General features: G+C 72.2%; 15 protein-coding genes and 1 pseudogene. 8 read left to right on the forward strand and 8 right to left on the reverse strand.

Annotated features, from left to right (window positions below; genetic code table 11):
• Positions 1–1,721: 1,721 nt before the first annotated feature.
• The 5 genes and pseudogenes from ACFHWU_RS06180 to aspS form a co-directional block, all read right to left on the reverse strand.
• A complete protein-coding gene (locus ACFHWU_RS06180) occupies positions 1,722–3,248 on the reverse strand; it encodes a replication-associated recombination protein A (protein WP_416590044.1) in 1,527 nt (508 codons plus the stop codon).
• A 69-nt stretch (positions 3,249–3,317) separates the two neighbouring features.
• On the reverse strand, positions 3,318–3,512 hold the full coding sequence (locus tag ACFHWU_RS06185; RefSeq protein ID WP_416556753.1) for a hypothetical protein: 195 nt from the start codon (positions 3,510–3,512) through the stop codon (positions 3,318–3,320).
• 53 nt (positions 3,513–3,565) lie between these two features.
• A pseudogene (locus ACFHWU_RS06190) lies at positions 3,566–4,804 on the reverse strand (MFS transporter); the annotation flags it as partial.
• On the reverse strand, positions 4,801–5,430 hold the full coding sequence (locus tag ACFHWU_RS06195) for a helix-turn-helix domain-containing protein (protein ID WP_416556755.1): 630 nt from the start codon (positions 5,428–5,430) through the stop codon (positions 4,801–4,803). The gene ACFHWU_RS06195 and the pseudogene ACFHWU_RS06190, both read right to left, overlap by 4 nt.
• Positions 5,431–5,574: 144 nt before the next feature.
• Entirely contained in the window at positions 5,575–7,395 is a 1,821-nt protein-coding gene (gene aspS, locus ACFHWU_RS06200; protein ID WP_416556756.1) for an aspartate--tRNA ligase, read from the reverse strand.
• A gap of 150 nt (positions 7,396–7,545) precedes the next feature.
• Here aspS and ACFHWU_RS06205 point away from each other — a divergent pair, with 150 nt between their 5' ends.
• Positions 7,546–8,799 (forward strand): cation:proton antiporter, encoded by a 1,254-nt coding sequence (locus ACFHWU_RS06205; RefSeq protein WP_416590045.1) that lies wholly within the window; start codon positions 7,546–7,548, stop codon positions 8,797–8,799.
• A gap of 31 nt (positions 8,800–8,830) precedes the next feature.
• Here the strand turns inward: ACFHWU_RS06205 and ACFHWU_RS06210 are convergent, their stop codons facing one another.
• A complete protein-coding gene (locus ACFHWU_RS06210) occupies positions 8,831–9,526 on the reverse strand; it encodes a hypothetical protein (RefSeq protein ID WP_416590046.1) in 696 nt (231 codons plus the stop codon).
• A 254-nt stretch (positions 9,527–9,780) separates the two neighbouring features.
• On the opposite strand from ACFHWU_RS06210, the gene ACFHWU_RS06215 reads away from it, so the two are divergent.
• From ACFHWU_RS06215 to ACFHWU_RS06245, 7 genes are all read left to right on the forward strand, one after another.
• Positions 9,781–10,464 (forward strand): hypothetical protein, encoded by a 684-nt coding sequence (locus ACFHWU_RS06215; protein WP_416590047.1) that lies wholly within the window; start codon positions 9,781–9,783, stop codon positions 10,462–10,464.
• Between the two features lie 130 nt (positions 10,465–10,594).
• Positions 10,595–10,897, forward strand: a complete 303-nt coding sequence (locus ACFHWU_RS06220) for an urease subunit gamma (RefSeq protein WP_123601150.1) — start codon at positions 10,595–10,597, stop codon at positions 10,895–10,897.
• Positions 10,898–10,905: 8 nt separating this feature from the next.
• A complete protein-coding gene (locus ACFHWU_RS06225) occupies positions 10,906–11,337 on the forward strand; it encodes an urease subunit beta (protein ID WP_416556760.1) in 432 nt (143 codons plus the stop codon).
• Complete coding sequence (locus ACFHWU_RS06230; protein ID WP_416590048.1) at positions 11,334–13,070, forward strand: urease subunit alpha; 1,737 nt, start codon at positions 11,334–11,336, stop codon at positions 13,068–13,070. The genes ACFHWU_RS06225 and ACFHWU_RS06230 overlap by 4 nt, the downstream gene beginning before the upstream one ends.
• A gap of 39 nt (positions 13,071–13,109) precedes the next feature.
• Positions 13,110–13,796 (forward strand): urease accessory protein UreF, encoded by a 687-nt coding sequence (locus tag ACFHWU_RS06235; RefSeq protein ID WP_416590049.1) that lies wholly within the window; start codon positions 13,110–13,112, stop codon positions 13,794–13,796.
• The gene (gene ureG / locus ACFHWU_RS06240; protein WP_416590050.1) at positions 13,786–14,544 is read left to right on the forward strand and encodes an urease accessory protein UreG; all 759 of its coding nucleotides are present in this window, start codon (positions 13,786–13,788) and stop codon (positions 14,542–14,544) included. The genes ACFHWU_RS06235 and ureG overlap by 11 nt, the downstream gene beginning before the upstream one ends.
• Entirely contained in the window at positions 14,544–15,323 is a 780-nt protein-coding gene (locus ACFHWU_RS06245; RefSeq protein WP_416590051.1) for an urease accessory protein UreD, read from the forward strand. Before ureG ends, ACFHWU_RS06245 begins: the two co-directional genes overlap by 1 nt.
• Here the strand turns inward: ACFHWU_RS06245 and ACFHWU_RS06250 are convergent.
• Both ACFHWU_RS06250 and ACFHWU_RS06255 read right to left on the reverse strand, forming a co-directional pair.
• The gene (locus ACFHWU_RS06250) at positions 15,308–17,695 is read right to left on the reverse strand and encodes an ATP-binding cassette domain-containing protein (protein ID WP_416590052.1); all 2,388 of its coding nucleotides are present in this window, start codon (positions 17,693–17,695) and stop codon (positions 15,308–15,310) included. The two genes, ACFHWU_RS06245 and ACFHWU_RS06250, sit on opposite strands and share 16 nt — an antisense overlap.
• A 12-nt stretch (positions 17,696–17,707) precedes the next feature.
• On the reverse strand, positions 17,708–18,118 hold the full coding sequence (locus tag ACFHWU_RS06255) for a VOC family protein (protein WP_416556766.1): 411 nt from the start codon (positions 18,116–18,118) through the stop codon (positions 17,708–17,710).
• Positions 18,119–18,120 lie beyond the last annotated feature (2 nt).

Consider the following 18,120-nt stretch of genomic DNA (forward strand, 5'->3'; position numbering starts at 1 on the left):
GGACTCCTCAGGGCCGGAGTGCTCGGGTTCCGACCGGTCAGGCCGGTACGGCCCGGACCGGACCGGCGAGCCACCCCCACCGGACACCGGGGCGACACCTCCCGGGACCGGCACGGCTCCCGGGACCGGCACGGCTCCGCCGGACACCGGGGCGAGTCCGGCCGGCGGCACCGGCCCACCCGGCCGCACCGGCACCGACGCCGACCGGGCCACCGTCGCCCCGGCCCCGGAGACCGGGCGGGGCGGGGCGGGCGTCGGCCGATCGTGGTGCGGCGGCGCGGCGGCACCGGCAGGTCCACCGGACACCGGCCGGCCAGGTGCCGGCGCGCCGGGCATCGTCGCGATGCCACCGGACCCGGGTTGAGCTGGTCGGCCGGGTTGAGCTGGTCGGCCCGGGGGGCTGGGGCGGCCGAAGGTGCCGGCCTCGTTGGGACGGCCCGGCGGGTCGGATCGACCCGGCTGGCCTGGGCGGATCGGACCGGTGGCGTACGGGTCCCGTCGATCGGTGGCCGGCGGCCCGGTCACCGGTGGTCGCGGCCTGCCACCGGCACCGGTCGGCACCGGCCCGGCTGCCGGGACCGTCGCCCGGCCGGGACCAGGGCGGGTGGCGGTCGGCGGGTCGGCCGGATGGACCGGCGGTCCTGCCGGGCGGGTTCCCGGACGGGGCGGCTGGTCGGTGCCCGGGCCAGGCTGCAGACCCCGGGCCGGTGGCACGGCACCGCCCGGCCCGGGGACCACGGGAGCGGCCAGGGGGCCGCCGGGGCCGCCCCGGGATGGCTGGCCAGGGATCGGCGCGGACCGCGCCGGGCGAGGCCCGCCCGAGGTCGGCCGGGCCGGCTCGAACGGCTGGCCGGCCGAGGCATGCCGGCCGGCCGACGGCCGCGATGGTGCCGGGCCGTCCCCCTCGCGGGTCTGACCCGCCCGGTCCGCCCCGGTGGCCGGGCCACGTTGGGGCGTCTCCGGGCGGCGTTGCCAGCCGCTGGTCTCGTCCGCCGGTTCCGGGGCGCGTCGACGTCCGCCGGACGACCTGACCGGCGGAATGATCCGGGTCTCGTCGCGTCCATCGGCACGGGGGCCGGACGTTGGTCGGGTCGGGGTGCCCGGCGCGGAACGGGGCCCGCCGAAGGCGTCGGCGGATGGCCGCTGCGGGGCGGACGGCGGCAACGGCGGTGCGTTGCCCGACTGCGGCACAACCGTGTCCGCCGCTGGCAGGCGTTGCGGCGGTCGCTGGTACCGGCCCGGGGTCGGGCTCGGCCCACCGGATACCGGGCTCGGCCCACCGGATACCGGGCTCGGCCCACCCGGGGCGGGGCTGACGGGCCGAGGTCGGGGTCGGGGTTCGGACGGTTCCGCGCCAGCCGGGGACACCGGCTCGGCCGGCCCTGGACCGGTGCGCGGCTGCGGACCCGGAGGCGGCTGCGGGCCGGCACCCGGCTGCGGCCCCGGACCCGCAGGCGGCTGCGGATGTGGACGGGACGGGACGGCGGACCGGGAAACCGCCGAGCGGGACGGCGGGCCGTCCGTCGGGGAGTCGCCGGATGCCCCGGCGCCGCCGGGTCCGATGTCGATCCGCTGTTCCTTGGCGGTCCGCAGATCGTCCAGCCAGCCAGTCTCCTCGCCGCTGACCTCTTCCTCGACCGGTGCCCGGCCCCACCGGCGGCCCTTCGGCTTGCCCTCACGACGCTCGTCGGGGTGATCGGGGCGGTCAGAACCGCGCGCTCTCACTGCTGTACCTCCCCGGCAGCAACGCTGCCGCTGTCATCGGGCACCGGACCAGCCTCGGACGCTGGGACGGATGGATCAGGTTCGGCGGCACCAGCGGACGAGCCGGAGCCGGTGCGTCCAGCGGGCGCGCGGGTGTCGGGCGGCAGGCCGCGCACGATCCGGCGGAGCACCGGCAGCCGCGCGGAGACCGTCCGTTCGGCGCCATGCTCGGTCGGGCGGTAGTAGTCGACACCGGCGAGCTCGTCGGGCGGGTACTGCTGGGTAACCACCCCCCGGTGGTCGTCGTGAGGGTAACGGTAGCCGCCTCCATGGCCGATCCGCCGCGCGCCCGAGTAGTGGCTGTCCCGTAGATGTGCCGGCACCGTCCCGCCCCGGCCGGCCCGTACGTCGGCGACGGCCGCCGCCAGCGCTGCCGTGGTCGAGTTGGACTTCGGGGCGGTGGCCAGGTGGATCACCGCCTGGGCAAGGTTGAGTTGTGCCTCCGGCAGCCCCACGTACTCCACGGCGTGGGCGGCCGCGGTCGCCACCGACAGCGCAACCGGGTCGGCCATCCCCACGTCCTCGCTGGCGAAGATCACGATCCGTCGGGCGATGAACCTGGCGTCCTCCCCGGCGACCAGCATCCGGGCCAGCCAGTGCAGCGCGGCGTCGACGTCCGAGCCACGCATGCTCTTGATGAACGCGCTGGTCACGTCGTAATGGGCGTCGCCGTCGCGGTCATAGCGCACCGCAGCGACGTCGATCGCCCGCTCGGCGGTACGCAGGTCGATCTCTCCGGTGTCGGTCGCGGTGGCCGCCGAGGCCGCCGCCTCCAGGGCGGTGAGCGCCTTGCGCACGTCGCCACCGGCCAACCGGACCAGGTGGTCCTCGGCCGGCGGGGACAGCCGCAGCGCGCCGCCGAGTCCACGTTCGTCGGTCACCGCGCGCCGGAGCAGATCACGGACCGCCTCGTCGCCGAGCGGCCGCAGGGTGAGCAGGACACACCGCGACAGTAACGGCGAGATGACCGAAAAGTTGGGGTTTTCGGTGGTTGCCGCCAGCAACGTCACGGTACGGTCCTCGACCGCCGCGAGCAGCGAATCCTGCTGGGTCTTACTGAAGCGGTGCACCTCGTCGATGAACAGCACCGTCGGCAACCCGCCGGTACGCCGTTGCCGTCGGGCCTCGTCTATCACCGCGCGGACGTCCTTGACTCCGGCGGACAGCGCCGACATCGCCACGAAGCGACGGTCGGTGGCCCGGGCCACCAGGTGGGCGATCGTCGTCTTGCCGCAGCCCGGCGGCCCCCAGAGGATGACCGACATCGGCGCGGTGCCGGTCACCAACTGCCGCAGCGGCGCACCCGGGGCGAGCAGATGCTCCTGGCCGACCAGCTCGTCGAGGCTCGCCGGACGCATCCGTACCGGCAACGGCGCCGATGTGGTCGGGCCGGAGCCGGAGTCTCCCGCCACCACACCGCCCGCCGGCGACGCATCGCGGCGGTGCTCGGCGGGGGGGTAGGAGAAGAGGACGTCGGACTCCATCAGCAAGACAGTACCGGCCCGATCTCGGACGCCGGAAATGCACAGAGATCGGGTTAGTGAACAGCCGGGTCAGCTGCGCCGACGGCGCCGGGACCAACCGCCGCCGGTGCCACGACCGACCCCGGCGAAGAACAGGGTCAGGCAGAGCAGGCCGATCAGCACCATGGTGTTCCAGTTGAACAGGTCGGGCGCACCGAGATCGGTGTCGAGCAGGTCGAGCAGCAGGGCGAAGCCGAAGACGACAGCCGCAGCGATGGCGAACATCAGATCCTCCTGGGGGGTTAAGTCGGTCGGCCGATCCATACCCAACGGCCGCGCCGGCCAATCCAGCTTGGACCAGGCGAGACCAGGTACAGCGGTGCGGCCGCGGCCAGCACGGCCGCGCCGACCAGCATCGCCAGGCTGACCGAGGCGGAACCGGCGATGGCCATCAGCACCACCCCTCCGAGGGCACCAGCCGGTTGAGCGACCATCGAGTTGAGCGAGACGACGCTGGTCCGGTGCGGTCCGTCCACCTGCCGGTGCAGCAGGCCCAGGTGCACCGGGTTCGACGCACCGTGGATGGCGTAGCAGGCCAGATAGGCCACGATCACCCCGACCGGCCCGGCAAGCAGCGCCATCGCGACCACGGTCACCCCTTGCAGAATCCGGAACGCCGCAGCGGTCACCGGTGCGCCGAGCCGCCGGCTGAACGCCGGCACCAGGGCCGCGCCACCGGCCGACGCCAACCAGGCGACCGCGCCGACCGGGCCGAGCAGCGCCGCCGCCCGGTCGGCGTCGCCGGCCACCTCCGCCAGCCGCACCGGCATCAACGTCTCGAAGGAGATCATGCCGAATCCCCAGAACAGCTCGACCGAGATCAGGGCGAGCAGAATCCGGGACCGCCGCAGCAGCCCCAGTGCGCCGAGCACAACGGACGGCACCTGCCGGACCGAAGCGGTGAGCGTCAGTGCCCCGCCCGCCGGCCGCACCTCGACCAGCAGCAGCGCCAGGCCGACCAGGCCGACGACCTGCAGCACCCCGGCAACCACGACCGGCCCGGTCAACGCGCTGACCGGACCGACCGGCCCGAGCGCCACCAGCGCACCGCTGACCAGGGCGCCGGCGGCGATCGCTAGACCGCCCACAACTCCCCCGTGGCTCAACCCACCTTCGTATCGTGCATCGGGGTCGGTGGCGAGCATGGCGTCGACGTACCAGGAATCCAGCGGCCCGCTCTCCAATGCCCGGTAGAGGCCCTGCAGCAGCATCACGGCGAAGAACAGGGCGAAGGAGTCCGCGACGACCAGCAGCGCCAGCGCCAGCAGGTTCGCCGCCGCCGCGCCGATCAGCACCGGCTTGCGACCAACCGCGTCGGCCAGGCCGCCGGTGGGCAGCTCCAGCAGCAGTACGGCGAACCCCTGCGCGGCGACGACCAGGCCGATCTGCGGCAGCGTCAGTCCGCGCTCCAGCATCAGCAGCACCGTGACGGGGATCAGCAGTCCGGTCGGTGCCCAGCGCAGGCCGTGCAGGATCAGGTAGCGCCGGCGCACCTGCCGGGCGGCCAGGGCGGTCACGGCTGGTCTCCGACCAGCTCATTCCCGGCCGACCCGGCCCGGTCCGCGCCACCGCCCTTGGCCACGCGTGGGAAGGCGTACATGTACAACATCACCTGCTCGGCCGGCCCGTCACCCGGGCCGGGATCGGTGCGGTACCGCTCGATGACCTCGTCGAGGTCGGCGTTGAGTCGCCGCAGCTGGTCGACGGTGAGGGTCAACCGGGTGTCGGAGTACTCCGCGGCGTCACGCCATTCGGTGGAGTAGCCGTCCCGGGCGGTGTGCCAGTCCTCCGCCCAGCGGACGAACTGCTGCACGAAGTAGCTGTTCAGCCAGTCGGCCGCGGCGCGGGCGTCTGGGTCGTCATCGAAGGACGTGTTGCGCCACGAGCTGACCTGGTGCACCGCCCGCCACCACCGCTCCCGGCCGGTGCCCCGGGCCGGCTCCTCGCGGACCAGCCCGGCGTCGGCGAGCTTGCGCAGGTGGTAGCTGGTGGCGCCGGTGTTGGTGCCCAGTTCGTGAGCGAGGCTGGTGGCGGTCGCCGGGCCGTCCAGGCGCAGCGCGCCGAGCAGCCGCAACCGCAGCGGGTGGGCCAGGGTGCGGACCTGGTCCCCGGTTAGCCAGACCGTCGACTGTTGCTCTTCCATATTCTGCACAATAAACCTGCAAATAAAGTGTGCACAATATATGTGCATAGTTTCTCTGGAACCGGTGGGGGCATGGGCCGCAGACATGCGTGGGCCCGGGGTGCACGTGCACCCCGGGCCCACGGCCGAAGGACAGTTACCCGGTCAGGACGGCTCCACCAGGGCTGCCACCCCGGCCGTTCCGGCTGCTGGGGTCGGCGCGACACCGGCCGGTGGCTTCGGCCTGGCGTCCACCCCGGCCTCGACCCGCTGCTGCGCCGTGATCGGCGTCGGCGCCTGGGTCAGCGGGTCGAACCCGCCACGCGTCTTCGGAAACGCGATCACCTCACGGATCGAGTCCACGCCGGCCAGGAGCATGCAGATCCGGTCCCAGCCGAACGCGATGCCGCCGTGCGGCGGCGGGCCGTACTTGAACGCCTCCAGCAGGAAGCCGAACTTGTCGGCCGCCTCCTGTTCGCTGATGCCCAGCAGGTCGAACACCCGTCGTTGCACGTCGGCCCGGTGGATACGGACCGAGCCGCCGCCGATCTCGTTGCCGTTGCAGACGATGTCGTACGCGTACGCCAGGGCCTCCCCGGGCGCGCCGTCGAAACGGTCCAGCCACTCGTCGGTCGGCGAGGTGAACGGGTGGTGCACCGCCGTCCAGCCGCCCTCCTCCGTCGGCTCGAACATCGGCGCGTCCACCACCCAGCAGAACGCCCACGCGCTCTCGTCGACCAGGTTGGCCCGCTGGGCGATCTCGATGCGGGCCGCGCCGAGCAGCTCCTGCGCCTCCCGCCGGTTGGTCGAGGCGGCGAAGAAGATCGCGTCGCCGGGCTTGGCGCCGACCGCGTCGGCCAGCCCGCCCAGGTGCTCGGCCGACAGGTTCTTCGCCACCGGGCCGCGCGGCTCACCGGTTTCGGCGTCCAGCACCACGTACGCCAGGCCCCGCGCACCGCGCGCCTTGGCCCAGTCCTGCCAGCCGTCCAGCTCCTTGCGGGTCTGCGCGGCACCGCCAGGCATCACCACCGCCCCGACGTAGCCGCCCGCGTCGATCGCCCCGGCGAACACCCGGAACGCCGTGCCGCGCAGGTAGCCGGTCAGCTCGGTCAGCTCCACGCCGTAGCGCAGGTCCGGCTTGTCGGAACCGTACCGGTCCATCGCCTCGTGCCAGGTGATCCGCGGCACCGGTCCGGTGATCTCGTGCCCGGCCAGCTCCCGCCACAGCGCGCCGACAATCGACTCGCCCAGCTCGATCACGTCGTCCTGGGTGACGAACGACATCTCGATGTCCAGCTGGGTGAACTCCGGCTGCCGATCGGCCCGGAAGTCCTCGTCGCGGTAGCAGCGGGCGATCTGGTAGTACCGCTCCATCCCGGCGACCATCAGCAGCTGCTTGAACAACTGCGGCGACTGCGGCAGGGCATACCAGGTGCCGGGCTGCAGCCGCACCGGCACCAGAAAGTCGCGGGCCCCTTCCGGCGTGGACCGGGTCAGCGTCGGGGTCTCGATCTCCACGAAGTCACGGTCGTGCAGCACCGTACGGGCGATCTGGTTGGCCCGCGACCGCAGCCGCAGCGCCCCGGCCGGACCGCTGCGACGCAGGTCCAGGTAGCGGTACCGCAGCCGGACGTCGTCGCCGGCGTCGACCTGGTCGTCGATGGGCAGCGGCAGCGGCGCGGCCTCGGACAGCACGGTCAGCTCGGTCGCGGTGACCTCGACCTCGCCGGTGGCCAGCTCCGGGTTGTCGTTGCCCTCCGGGCGGCGGTCCACGACACCGGTCACCCGTACGCAGAACTCGTTACGCAGCGCGTGGGCCAGCTGCATCTCCTCGCGGAACACCACCTGCGCCACGCCGGAGGCGTCGCGTAGGTCGACGAAGATGACCCCGCCGTGGTCGCGCCGGCGGGCCACCCACCCGGCAAGCGTCACCGTCGTGCCGGCGTGCGTGGCGCGCAGGCCGCCGGCGTCATGGGTACGAATCACGGCACGGAACTCCTCATCGCGGGTATGGGACTGCTTCCGCATTGTGTCAGCCCGTCCGGTACCGGTCCGCGCCGATCCCGACCCCGCCGGCACGTACCATCACCGGGCCCGACACCATCGCCACCGCTCGCCGCCGGTCCCGGAGTTCACATGCTGCTGCTGAGTTTCGCCGCCGTACTGCTACTCGCCGTGCTGGTGTCGGCGCTGGCCCACCGCACCATCCTGTCCACGGCGGCGTTGTTCCTGGTCGCCGGCTTCCTACTCGGGCCGCAGACCACCGGCGTGCTGGACGTGCAGGCCGACTCGTCGATCGTCAACACCCTCGCCGAGCTGGCGCTGTTCGCCGTGCTGTTCACCGACGGGATGCGGGTCGGCTGGCAGGACCTGCGCTCCGCCTGGCGGCTGCCCGGCCGGGCGCTGGGCTGGGGGCTGCCGCTCACCTTGTTGATCACCGCGGTGCTGGCCCACTACGTAGCCGGGCTGGGCTGGGCGGAATCGCTGCTGATCGGCGCGGTGCTGGCCCCGACCGACCCGGTGTTCGCCGCCGCGCTGGTCGGCAACGAGAAGGTGCCGTACCGGCTGCGGCATCTGCTCAACGTCGAGTCCGGGATCAACGACGGCCTCGCGTTGCCGTTCGTGATCCTGTTCCTGGCGATCGCCACCGGCTCCGGCGACCTGCACCTGAACGAGCTGGCCACCGAACTCGCCGTCGGCCTGGCCATCGGAGTCGCCGTTCCCGCACTGGCGATCGCCCTGGAACGGACCCGGTGGTTCTCCGCGTCGGCCCTGTACGCACCGCTCAACGGGGTGGCGATCGGGCTGCTGGTGCTGGCTCTCGGCCAGGCCACCCACGGCAACCTGTTCCTGGCCGCGTTCGCCGCCGGCAGCACCATCGCCACCTTCGGCCCTCGTCAACGGGCCGCCTTCGAGCACTTCGGCGAAAGCGTCTCCGAGCTGCTGAAGCTGGCTGCCCTGCTGGTCTTCGGCGCGCTGATCTCGATCGAGTTCCTCGGCGAGATCTCCTGGCCGGGGTGGGTCTTCGCAGTGTTGGCCATCTTCGTCGCCCGGCCGGTGGCGCCGGCCATCGCATTCATCCGCTCCGGGTTGGCGCCCCGGGAGCAGGCGGCGGCCATGTGGTTCGGGCCGAAGGGCTTCGCCTCGGTGGTGTACGGCCTGATCGTGCTCAAGTCCGGCATCGACGCCGCCGACGAGGTGTTCCATCTGGTCGCCCTGACCATCGTGATCTCGATCCTGCTGCACTCGTCGACCGACGTGGTGATCGCCAACGCCTTCGACGACGAACGGGAGACGCCGGCCTGGCACGACCGCTTCCGGCGTACCCCCGACACCCCCGACCCGCCTGCGGCTGCCGGCACCGACCAGGACGGGGGCCATCCGAACTGACGACGGATGGCCCCGTCATGGAATCATGGACTCATCCCGGAATCTTCCAGGCATCCATCCGCAGGCTGACCGCTCCGTCAGCGGACACTCCAGTGATCTCCAACTTGACGACAAGCTGCGCAATGCCCGAGTTGATGGCCGCCGCACGGCTCGTCCAGAGGCAGAGCACCACGCCCTGGCGGACCGGCACCTGGGCCTCGGCACCGAGGGGCGCGATGCGGATCTGTTCCGAGCAGTCGTGCGGGGTGAGTCCCGACTCGGCTACCTGGCTGCCACGTACGTCCTGGCCGAGCACCAGGTTCGCCGGTGCGTTGCTGTAGCCGCCGCGTAGCGTGATGTCCGCCACGGCCGCCGGAGCATCGGCCAGTGGCTCGTCCAGATCGGCGTGCATGCTCCTGTTGTTGCCGGACAGTCGCAGCGTCAACGTCTGCTGCGAGTAGTGGACCACGTACTGAGTCTGCGCGTCGAGCGGCGGCTGCGCGGTCGGATCAACTGACGGATCACCGCCGGGCGGCGTGGTGGGCTCCGACCATTCCGGCGTCGCGGGCCCGTCGGGAGTCGCCGGCGCCTCGATCGTCGGCGCGCTGCCCGGCCCCGGCTCCTCGTCACCACCGGCCGACGTTGCCATCGCATCGACACGGTCCGCCGTCCGCAGGGCGATCACGATCGACGTGGCGGCGAACACGAACGCGGCCGCCGCGAGCGCTACCGCCCCCGCGACCAGCAACCGCTGGAGCCTGCCGGCCACTTGACCCGGCCGGGGAGCACCGGGAGCCTTTGGCGCATTATCTCCGGAAATCGACATCTGATTCCTCCATACATCCTCGTCCAGGCACTCCCGACAATCACTCGGGGACCCCATGAGCGCACACACGATCCGTTGTCGACACGCCTGGAGGGCCACCGATCCACTTGATTGATCGAGTAAGGTAATGGTGGCATGCTGCCGCAATCATCTTCCGCTACCCCGATGGACGAACCATGCCCGACAATGGCAAATCTGCAGGTGAAGGCCCCTCCCGACCGCATCGGCCAGTGCGGAAAATATCCGAACGGCTGGCGCTGGCCGGCCTCGTGGTCGCCATACTTGGGGTGATCGTCGCAGTGTTCGACTGGCGCTTTCCGGTCGGGCAGCAGGAGACGCCTGCGCCGACCGCGTCCCCTGGCGCCCCAGTGACGGTGCCGGCGGCCACGTCGCCCGACGCCACCCAAGGCAACTCCCCAGGCACGACCAGGGTCGAATATCTTTCCGCACTCCAAGCCCACGCTGGCACCACCAATTTGGTGGAACTTCCACGGGAGCTACGGGAGAGCGCCGGATTCGAGCGCGCAATCGTGATCAAATGCCCGAGCAACCAGAGCAATGACAAGATCACAAAGGTCACCTATCAACTTCTCGGCCGATTCGACACCTTTCAGGCGACTGTTCGGCCACATTTCGACAGCCAACCGGAGGCCCAGATGCACGTCGAGGTCCTGGTTGGCGAACGTGCCCGTGACGGTGGCCTGGTGTGGGACGTCGGCGGCAGGCAGTATCAGGCGACCGCCGAGCAGCCGGGCCCGATCAGCGCGGTCGTCGAGGGCATGCAGGAGCTGGAAATCCAGGTCCAGTGCCAGTTGCCGGACGGGGTAGCGATCCTGGTGGACGCTGCCCTGCACGAATGACCGCCGCCGCCCACCGCCGCAGGTCCCGCCGCCGACCCAGTGAGCCCGATACGCGTACGTAACGTGATTGAAATGTCAGAATGCCAGCATCTGCCACGACCCAGGTCTCGATCGCTCATGGAGGTCCGGCTTGTTTCTCACCCGGCACGAGCAGGAGCGACTGCTCATCCACGTCGCAGCCGACGTGGCCTGGAAGCGCCGTGAGAGGGGCATCCGGCTCAACCACCCGGAGGCGACCGCGGTGATCACCGCCTTCCTGTTGGAAGGTGCCCGGGACGGCCGCAGCGTGGCGGAGCTGATGGAGGCCGGGCGCACCGTACTCGGCCGCGAGGACGTGCTCGACGGAGTGCCGGAGATGCTCCCCGAGGTGCAGGTGGAAGCCACCTTCCCTGACGGGACGAAGCTGGTCACCGTACACGAGCCGATCTCCTAGGAGCGAGATTGACTGCACCTTCCGCGCCGTCGGGCACCGACGGCGGCACAGTCGTTCCCGGTGAGCTGATCCCCGGCGACGGGCCGGTCACCCTCCATCCAGGCCGTCCGGTGCTGACCCTGCCGGTGGTCAACACCGGCGACCGGCCGGTGCAGGTCGGCTCGCACTACCACTTCGCCGAGGCCAACCCGGCGTTGGACTTCGACCGGTCCGCCGCGTGGGGGCACCGGCTGGCGGTGCCGGCCGGCACCTCGGTGCGCTTCGAGCCCGGCGTCGACCGGGAGGTCACCCTGGTGCCGTTCGGCGGCCGACGGATCGTCGCCGGGCTGCGCGGCGAATGCGCCGGCGAGCTGGACGGACGCGCCCCGGCCGACGCTGCGGGCACCGGGCGCGGCCCGGCCGACCAGGCGGGCACCGGCGAGACGGGAGACACGGCGTGAGCACCCTGGACCGACGGCGGTACGCCGCCCTACTCGGCCCGACCACCGGTGACCGGATCCGGCTGGCCGACACCAACCTGCTGATCGAGGTCGAGGAGGACCGTTGCGCGCCGCCCGGCGTCGACGGCACCCCGGCGTACGGCGACGAGGTGGTCTTCGGCGGCGGCAAGGTGATCCGCGAGTCGATGGGCCAGTCCCGGGCCACCCGGGCCGAAGGGGCACCCGACACGGTGATCACCGGCGCGGTGGTGCTGGACCACTGGGGCGTCGTCAAGGCCGACGTCGGCCTCCGCGACGGCCGGATCGTGGCGATCGGCAAGGCCGGCAACCCGGACACGATGGACGGGGTGCACCCCGACCTGGTGATCGGACCGGGCACCGAGATCATCGCCGGCAACGGCAAGATCCTCACCGCCGGGGCGATCGACAGCCACGTACACCTGATCTGCCCGCAGCTGCTGGAAACCGCCCTCGCGAGCGGGATCACCACCATCATGGGCGGCGGCACCGGGCCGGCCGAGGGCAGCAAGGCGACCACGGTCACCCCCGGTCCGTGGCACCTGGGCATGATGCTCGCCGCGCTCGACCCGTGGCCGGTCAACGTGCTGCTGCTCGGCAAGGGCAACACGGTCAGCGAAGAAGCCATGTGGGAACAGCTGCGCGGCGGTGCCGGCGGGTTCAAGCTGCACGAGGACTGGGGCACCACCCCGGCCGCGATCGACGCCTGCCTGCGGGTCGCCGACGCCTCCGGCGTGCAGGTGGCGATCCACACCGACACCCTCAACGAAGCCGGGTACGTGGAGTCCACCCTGGCCGCGATCGCCGGCCGGTCGATCCACGCGTACCACACCGAAGGCGCCGGCGGCGGGCACGCGCCGGACATCATGCGGGTCGCGGCCGAGCCGAACGTGCTGCCGTCGTCGACCAACCCGACCCGCCCGCACACCGTCAACACCCTCGACGAGCACCTCGACATGCTGATGGTCTGCCACCATCTGAACCCGAGCGTGCCGGAGGACCTGGCGTTCGCCGAGAGCCGGATCCGGCCCAGCACGATGGCCGGCGAGGACATCCTGCACGACCTCGGCGCCATCTCGATGATCGGCTCCGACTCGCAGGCGATGGGCCGCATCGGCGAAGTGATCATGCGGACCTGGCAGACCGCGCACGTGATGAAGGCCCGACGTGGGTCGCTGCCCGGCGACGGGCCGGCCGACAACATGCGGGCCCGGCGGTACGTCGCCAAGTACACGATCTGCCCGGCGGTGGCGCACGGCGTCGAGGGCGAGATCGGCTCGGTCGAGCCGGGCAAGCTGGCCGACCTGGTGCTGTGGGATCCGGCGTTCTTCGGCGTACGGCCGCATCTGGTGATCAAGGGCGGCATGATCGCCTGGGCGCAGATGGGCGACGCGAACGCGTCCATCCCGACCCCGCAGCCGATGCTGCCGAGGCCGATGTTCGGCGCGTACGGCGCCGTGCCGGCCGCGACCAGCCTGGCGTTCGTCGCGCCGGCGGCGATCGACGCGCTGCTCGGTGACCGGCTCGGCATCCGTCGCCGGCTCGCCCCGGTCGCTGACACCCGGCGGCGGGGCAAGGCGGACATGCCGCTGAACGACGCGACCCCGCGGATCGAGATCGATGCGGACACGTTCACGGTGCGCATCGACGGGGAGACGGTCGAGCCGGCCCCGGCGACGGAGCTGCCGATGGCGCAGCGCTACTTCCTGTTCTGACGACCGGCCGATGATGACGTGTCCCGTCCGGACCCGCCGATGAGTGGGCTTGCCACGCTGCTGGTGCTGGCCGACGGCCGGCTGCCGGCCGGCGGGCACGCCCACTCCAGCGGGCTGGAGGCGGCCGTCGTCGCCGGTCGGGTCCGCGACCTGGCCGGCGTGGCGGCGTACCTGACCGGCCGGCTCACCACCGGTGGACGTACCGCCGCCGCGTTCGCCGCCGCGGCTGCAACAGCCGCGACCGCCGCCGGGGCGACCGCCGCCGGGGCCGACCCTGGCCGGCTGGACGCGCTCGACGAAGGCATCGACGCCCGCACCCCGTCACCCGCGGTGCGCCGCGCGTCGCGGGCCCAGGGTCGGGCGTTGCTGCGCGCCGGACGCGGCATCTGGGCGCTGCCGGCGGGCGGACCCCGGGACCGGCACCAGCCGGTCGCGCTCGGCGTGGTCGCCGCCGCCGCCGGCCTCGGCCCGGCCGAGGCGGCGCTGGCGGCCGCGTACACCACCGTCACCGGACCGGCCAGCGCCGCCGTGCGACTGCTCGGCCTCGACCCGTACGCGGTGCACGGCCTGCTCGCCCGGCTCGCGCCGGACATCGACGCGGTCGCCGCCGGGGCGGCCGCCCTGGCCGACCGGCCGGTCGACGACCTGCCTGCCGGCTCGGCCCCGGTCCCGGAGGTCGACGCCGAACACCACGCCACCTGGGAGGTGCGTCTCTTTGCGTCCTGAACCACACAACCACGTCCACGGCGGGTCCGCCGAACCGCACGCGCACACCGACGGGGAGGTACCACACACTCATCCTGATCCGGGGGTCGACCCGCACCCGCCCCGGCTGCCGGACGGCTCCCCCGCACTGCGGATCGGCATCGGCGGTCCGGTCGGCTCCGGCAAGACCGCGCTGGTCGCCGCGCTGTGCCGGGCGCTCGCCGACGAACTGCGGCTGGCCGTGGTCACCAACGACATCTACACCACCGAGGACGCCGACTTCCTGCTGCGCAACGGCGTACTGCCGGCGGAGCGGGTCCGGGCGGTGGAGACCGGCTGCTGCCCGCACACCGCGATCCGCGACGACATCTCCGCCAACCTCGACGCCATCGAGGACCTGTCCGACCAGTTGGGCGCCCTCGATCTGGTGCTGCTGGAGAGCGGCGGGGACAACCTGACCGCCACGTTCAGTCGGGGCCTGATCGATCGGCAGATCTTCGTGGTGGACGTGGCCGGCGGCGACAAGGTGCCCCGTAAGGGCGGGCCGGGAGTGAGCACCGCCGACCTGCTGGTGATCAACAAGACGGACCTGGCGCCGCTGGTCAACGCCGACCTGTCGGTGATGGAGCGCGACGCCGCCGCCCGCCGGGGCGAGCTGCCGACGGTGTTCCTGTCGCTGGTGCGGGACCGCACGGCGACGCCGGTGGCCGACTGGATCCGGGGGCTGCTGCGGACCCGCGCCCAGACCCCGGCGGAGGTCGCCGGCTGATGCGGGCCCACGCCCGGCTGGTCGCCGAGGTCGACGCCGCCGGGCGTACCCGGCTGGTCTGCCTGCGCGGCGAGCCGCCGCTGGTACTGCGCCGCACCGGCCCGGCAGCGGCCGCCGCCGACAACGGCGAGGTCCAGGTGCATCTGGTCGGCGCGGCGGCCGGCCCGCTCGGCGGCGACGACCTGCGGCTGGACATCGAGGTCGGGCCGGGGGCGCGGGTGCGTCTGCGTACTGTCGCGGCGTCGCTGGCGTTGCCCGGACCCGGCGGCCGGCAGTCGACGCTGGAGATGCTGGTCCGGGTTGCGACCGGCGGCGAGCTGCGCTGGCTGCCGGAGCCGCTGATCGCCGCCGCCGGCTGCCACCACCTGTCCCGGTCGGTGGTGGAGCTGGCCGACGGCGCGGCCCTGGTATGGCGGGAGGAGCTGGTCTGCGGGCGCGACGGCGAGCCGTCCGGCGACGCCCGGATCGACACCACCGTCCGGTACGCGGGCCGCACGGTGCTGCGTACCGACCTGGCGGTGGGGCCGCGCGCCGACGGCTGGGCCGGGCCGGCGGTGCTCGCCGGGGCGAAGGCGACCGGTTCGGTGCTGGTGGTCCGGCCGGAGTGGGCGGCCGGCGGGCCGGCGGCGGCCGCCCCGCTCGGCCCCGGCGCGGCCCGGCTGCCGCTGGCCGGCGGGCCGGCGATGCTGGTCACCGCGACCGGCCCGACCGCCCGCGGCGTCCGCGCCGAACTCGACCGAGTTGAACCGGACCACGCCGGGGCTCAGCCACCGACGTAGGCGGCGAGGTGCTCGCCGGTCAGCGTCGAACGGGCCGCGACCAGGTCGGCCGGGGTGCCCTCGAAGACGATCCGACCACCGTCGTGACCGGCACCCGGCCCCAGATCGATGATCCAGTCGGCGTGCGCCATGACCGCCTGGTGGTGCTCGATGACGATCACCGACTTGCCGGCGTCGACCAGCCGGTCGAGCAGGCCGAGCAGCTGCTCGACGTCGGCCAGGTGCAGACCGGTGGTCGGCTCGTCGAGGACGTAGACGCCGCCCTTCTCCGCCATGTGGGTGGCCAGCTTGAGCCGCTGCCGCTCACCACCGGACAGAGCGGTCAGCGGCTGGCCGAGGGTGAGGTAGCCGAGCCCGACGTCGGCGAGCCGCCGCAGTACGGCGTGCGCGGCCGGGGTGCGGGCGTCGCCGGCCGCGAAGAACTCCTCGGCCTCGGTCACCGACATCGCCAGCACCTCGCTGATGTCCCGGCCCCCGAGGTGGTACTTCAGCACCGCCGCCTGGAACCGCCGGCCCTCGCAGTCCTCGCAGACGGTGGCGACACCGGCCATCATCGCCAGGTCGGTGTAGATGACCCCGGCACCGTTGCAGGTCGGGCAGGCGCCTTCGGAGTTGGCGCTGAACAGCGCCGGCTTGACCCCGTTGGCCTTCGCGAACGCCTTGCGGATCGGGTCGAGCAGCCCGGTGTACGTCGCCGGGTTGCTGCGCCGTGAGCCACGGATGCCGGTCTGGTCGATCGACACCACCCCCGCGTCGGCCGGGGTCGACCCGTGCAGCAGCGAGCTCTTGCCGGAGCCGGCGACCCCGGTCACCACGACCAGCACACCGAGCGGGATGTCGACGTCGACGTCGCGCAGATTGTTGGCGTTCGCGCCACGGATCTTCAGCGTGCCGGTGGGCTCGCGGACCGACTTCTTCAGGCTGGCCCGGTCGTCAAGGTGGCGGCCGGTGACGGTGACGCTGGCCCGCAGCCCGTCCACGGTGCCTTCGAACATCACCTCGCCGCCGGCGGTGCCCGCACCGGGACCGAGGTCGACGACGTGGTCGGCGATCGCAATCGTCTCCGGCTTGTGCTCGACGACCAGCACCGTGTTGCCCTTGTCCCGCAGCCGCAGCAGCAGGTTGTTCATCCGGGTGATGTCGTGCGGGTGCAGCCCGATGGTCGGCTCGTCGAAGACGTAGGTGACGTCGGTCAACGACGACCCGAGATGCCGGATCATCTTGGTGCGCTGCGCCTCGCCGCCGGACAGGGTGCCCGCTGGGCGGTCCAGGGAGAGGTAGCCGAGGCCGATCTCGACGAACGAGTCGAGGGTGTGCCGCAGCGCGGCCAGCAGCGGGGCGACCGACGGCTCGGCCAGATCCTGGACCCACTCGGCGAGGTCGCTGATCTGCATCGCGCAGGCGTCGGCGATGTTGATCCCGTTGATCTTCGACGACCGGGCCGCCTCGTTCAGCCGGGTGCCGGCGCAGTCCGGGCAGGTGGTGAAGGTGATTGCCCGTTGCACGAAGGACCGGATGTGCGGCTGCATCGCGTCGACGTCCTTGGCCAGGAACGACTTCTGAATCCGCGGGATCAGGCCCTCGTACGTCACGTTGATGTTGTCGACCTTGATCCGGGTCGGCTCCTTGTAGAGCAGGTCGTGCAGCTGCGACTTGGTGAAGTTACGGATTGGTTTGTCCGGGTCGAAAAAGCCGCAGCCGCTGAAGATTCGCCCGTACCAGCCGTCGACGCTGTAGCCGGGGATGGTCAGCGCGCCCTCGTTGAGCGATTTGCTGTCGTCGTACAGCGCGGTCAGGTCGAAGTCGGTGACCGACCCCCGGCCCTCGCAGCGCGGGCACATGCCGCCCAGCCGGGTGAAGGTCTGCTTGGTGGACTTGCTGGCGCCGCGTTCGACGGTGATCGCCCCGCTGGCCCGCACCGAGGCGAGGTTGAAGGAGAACGCGTTGGGCGGGCCGACGTACGGCTGCCCGAGCCGGCTGAACAGGATCCGCAGCATCGCGTTGGCGTCGGTGGCGGTGCCGACCGTGGACCGCGGATCACCGCCCATCCGCTCCTGGTCGACGATGATCGCCGTGGTCAGCCCGTCGAGCACGTCGACCTCGGGCCGGGCCAGCGTCGGCATGAACCCCTGCACGAAGGCGCTGTACGTCTCGTTGATCAGGCGCTGCGACTCGGCGGCGACCGTGCCGAACACCAGCGAACTCTTGCCCGAACCGGAGACCCCGGTGAACACCGTCAGCCGGCGTTTCGGGATCTCGACGCTGACGTCCTTGAGGTTGTTCACCCGCGCGCCGTGCACCCGGATCAGGTCGTGACTGTCGGCGGGGTGCGGGGTGGACGGCCGCTCCCCCGACGCGGTGGCCCTGCTCATCGGATTCCCAATCTATCGAGTCTGCTGGATGCGGATCAGGTTGCCGGCGGGGTCCCGCACGGCGCAGTCGCGGACCCCGTACGGCTGCTCGGTTGGCTCCTGGACGATGTCCGCGTCGCCGGCCTGCAGCCGATCGAAGACCCCGTCGAGGTCGCTGGTGGCCAACAGGATGCCGGCATAGGTGCCCTTGGCCATCATCTCGGTGATGGTACGGCGCTCGTCGTCGGTGATGCCGGGGTCGACACCCGGCGGGTGCAGCACGATCGCGGTGCCGGGCTGGTCAACCGGGCCGACAGTGAGCCAGCGCATTCCGTCGTAGCCGACGTCGAGGCGCAGCTCGAAGCCGAGCAGGTCGCGCCAGAAGGCCAACGCGGCGGCGGCGTCGGCGTGCGGCAGGAAGCTGGAGTGAATCGTGATGTCCATGG

Origin of the sequence: Micromonospora sp. LOL_015, from assembly GCF_048060275.1 — a bacterium.
Classification (GTDB): domain Bacteria; phylum Actinomycetota; class Actinomycetes; order Mycobacteriales; family Micromonosporaceae; genus Micromonospora_E.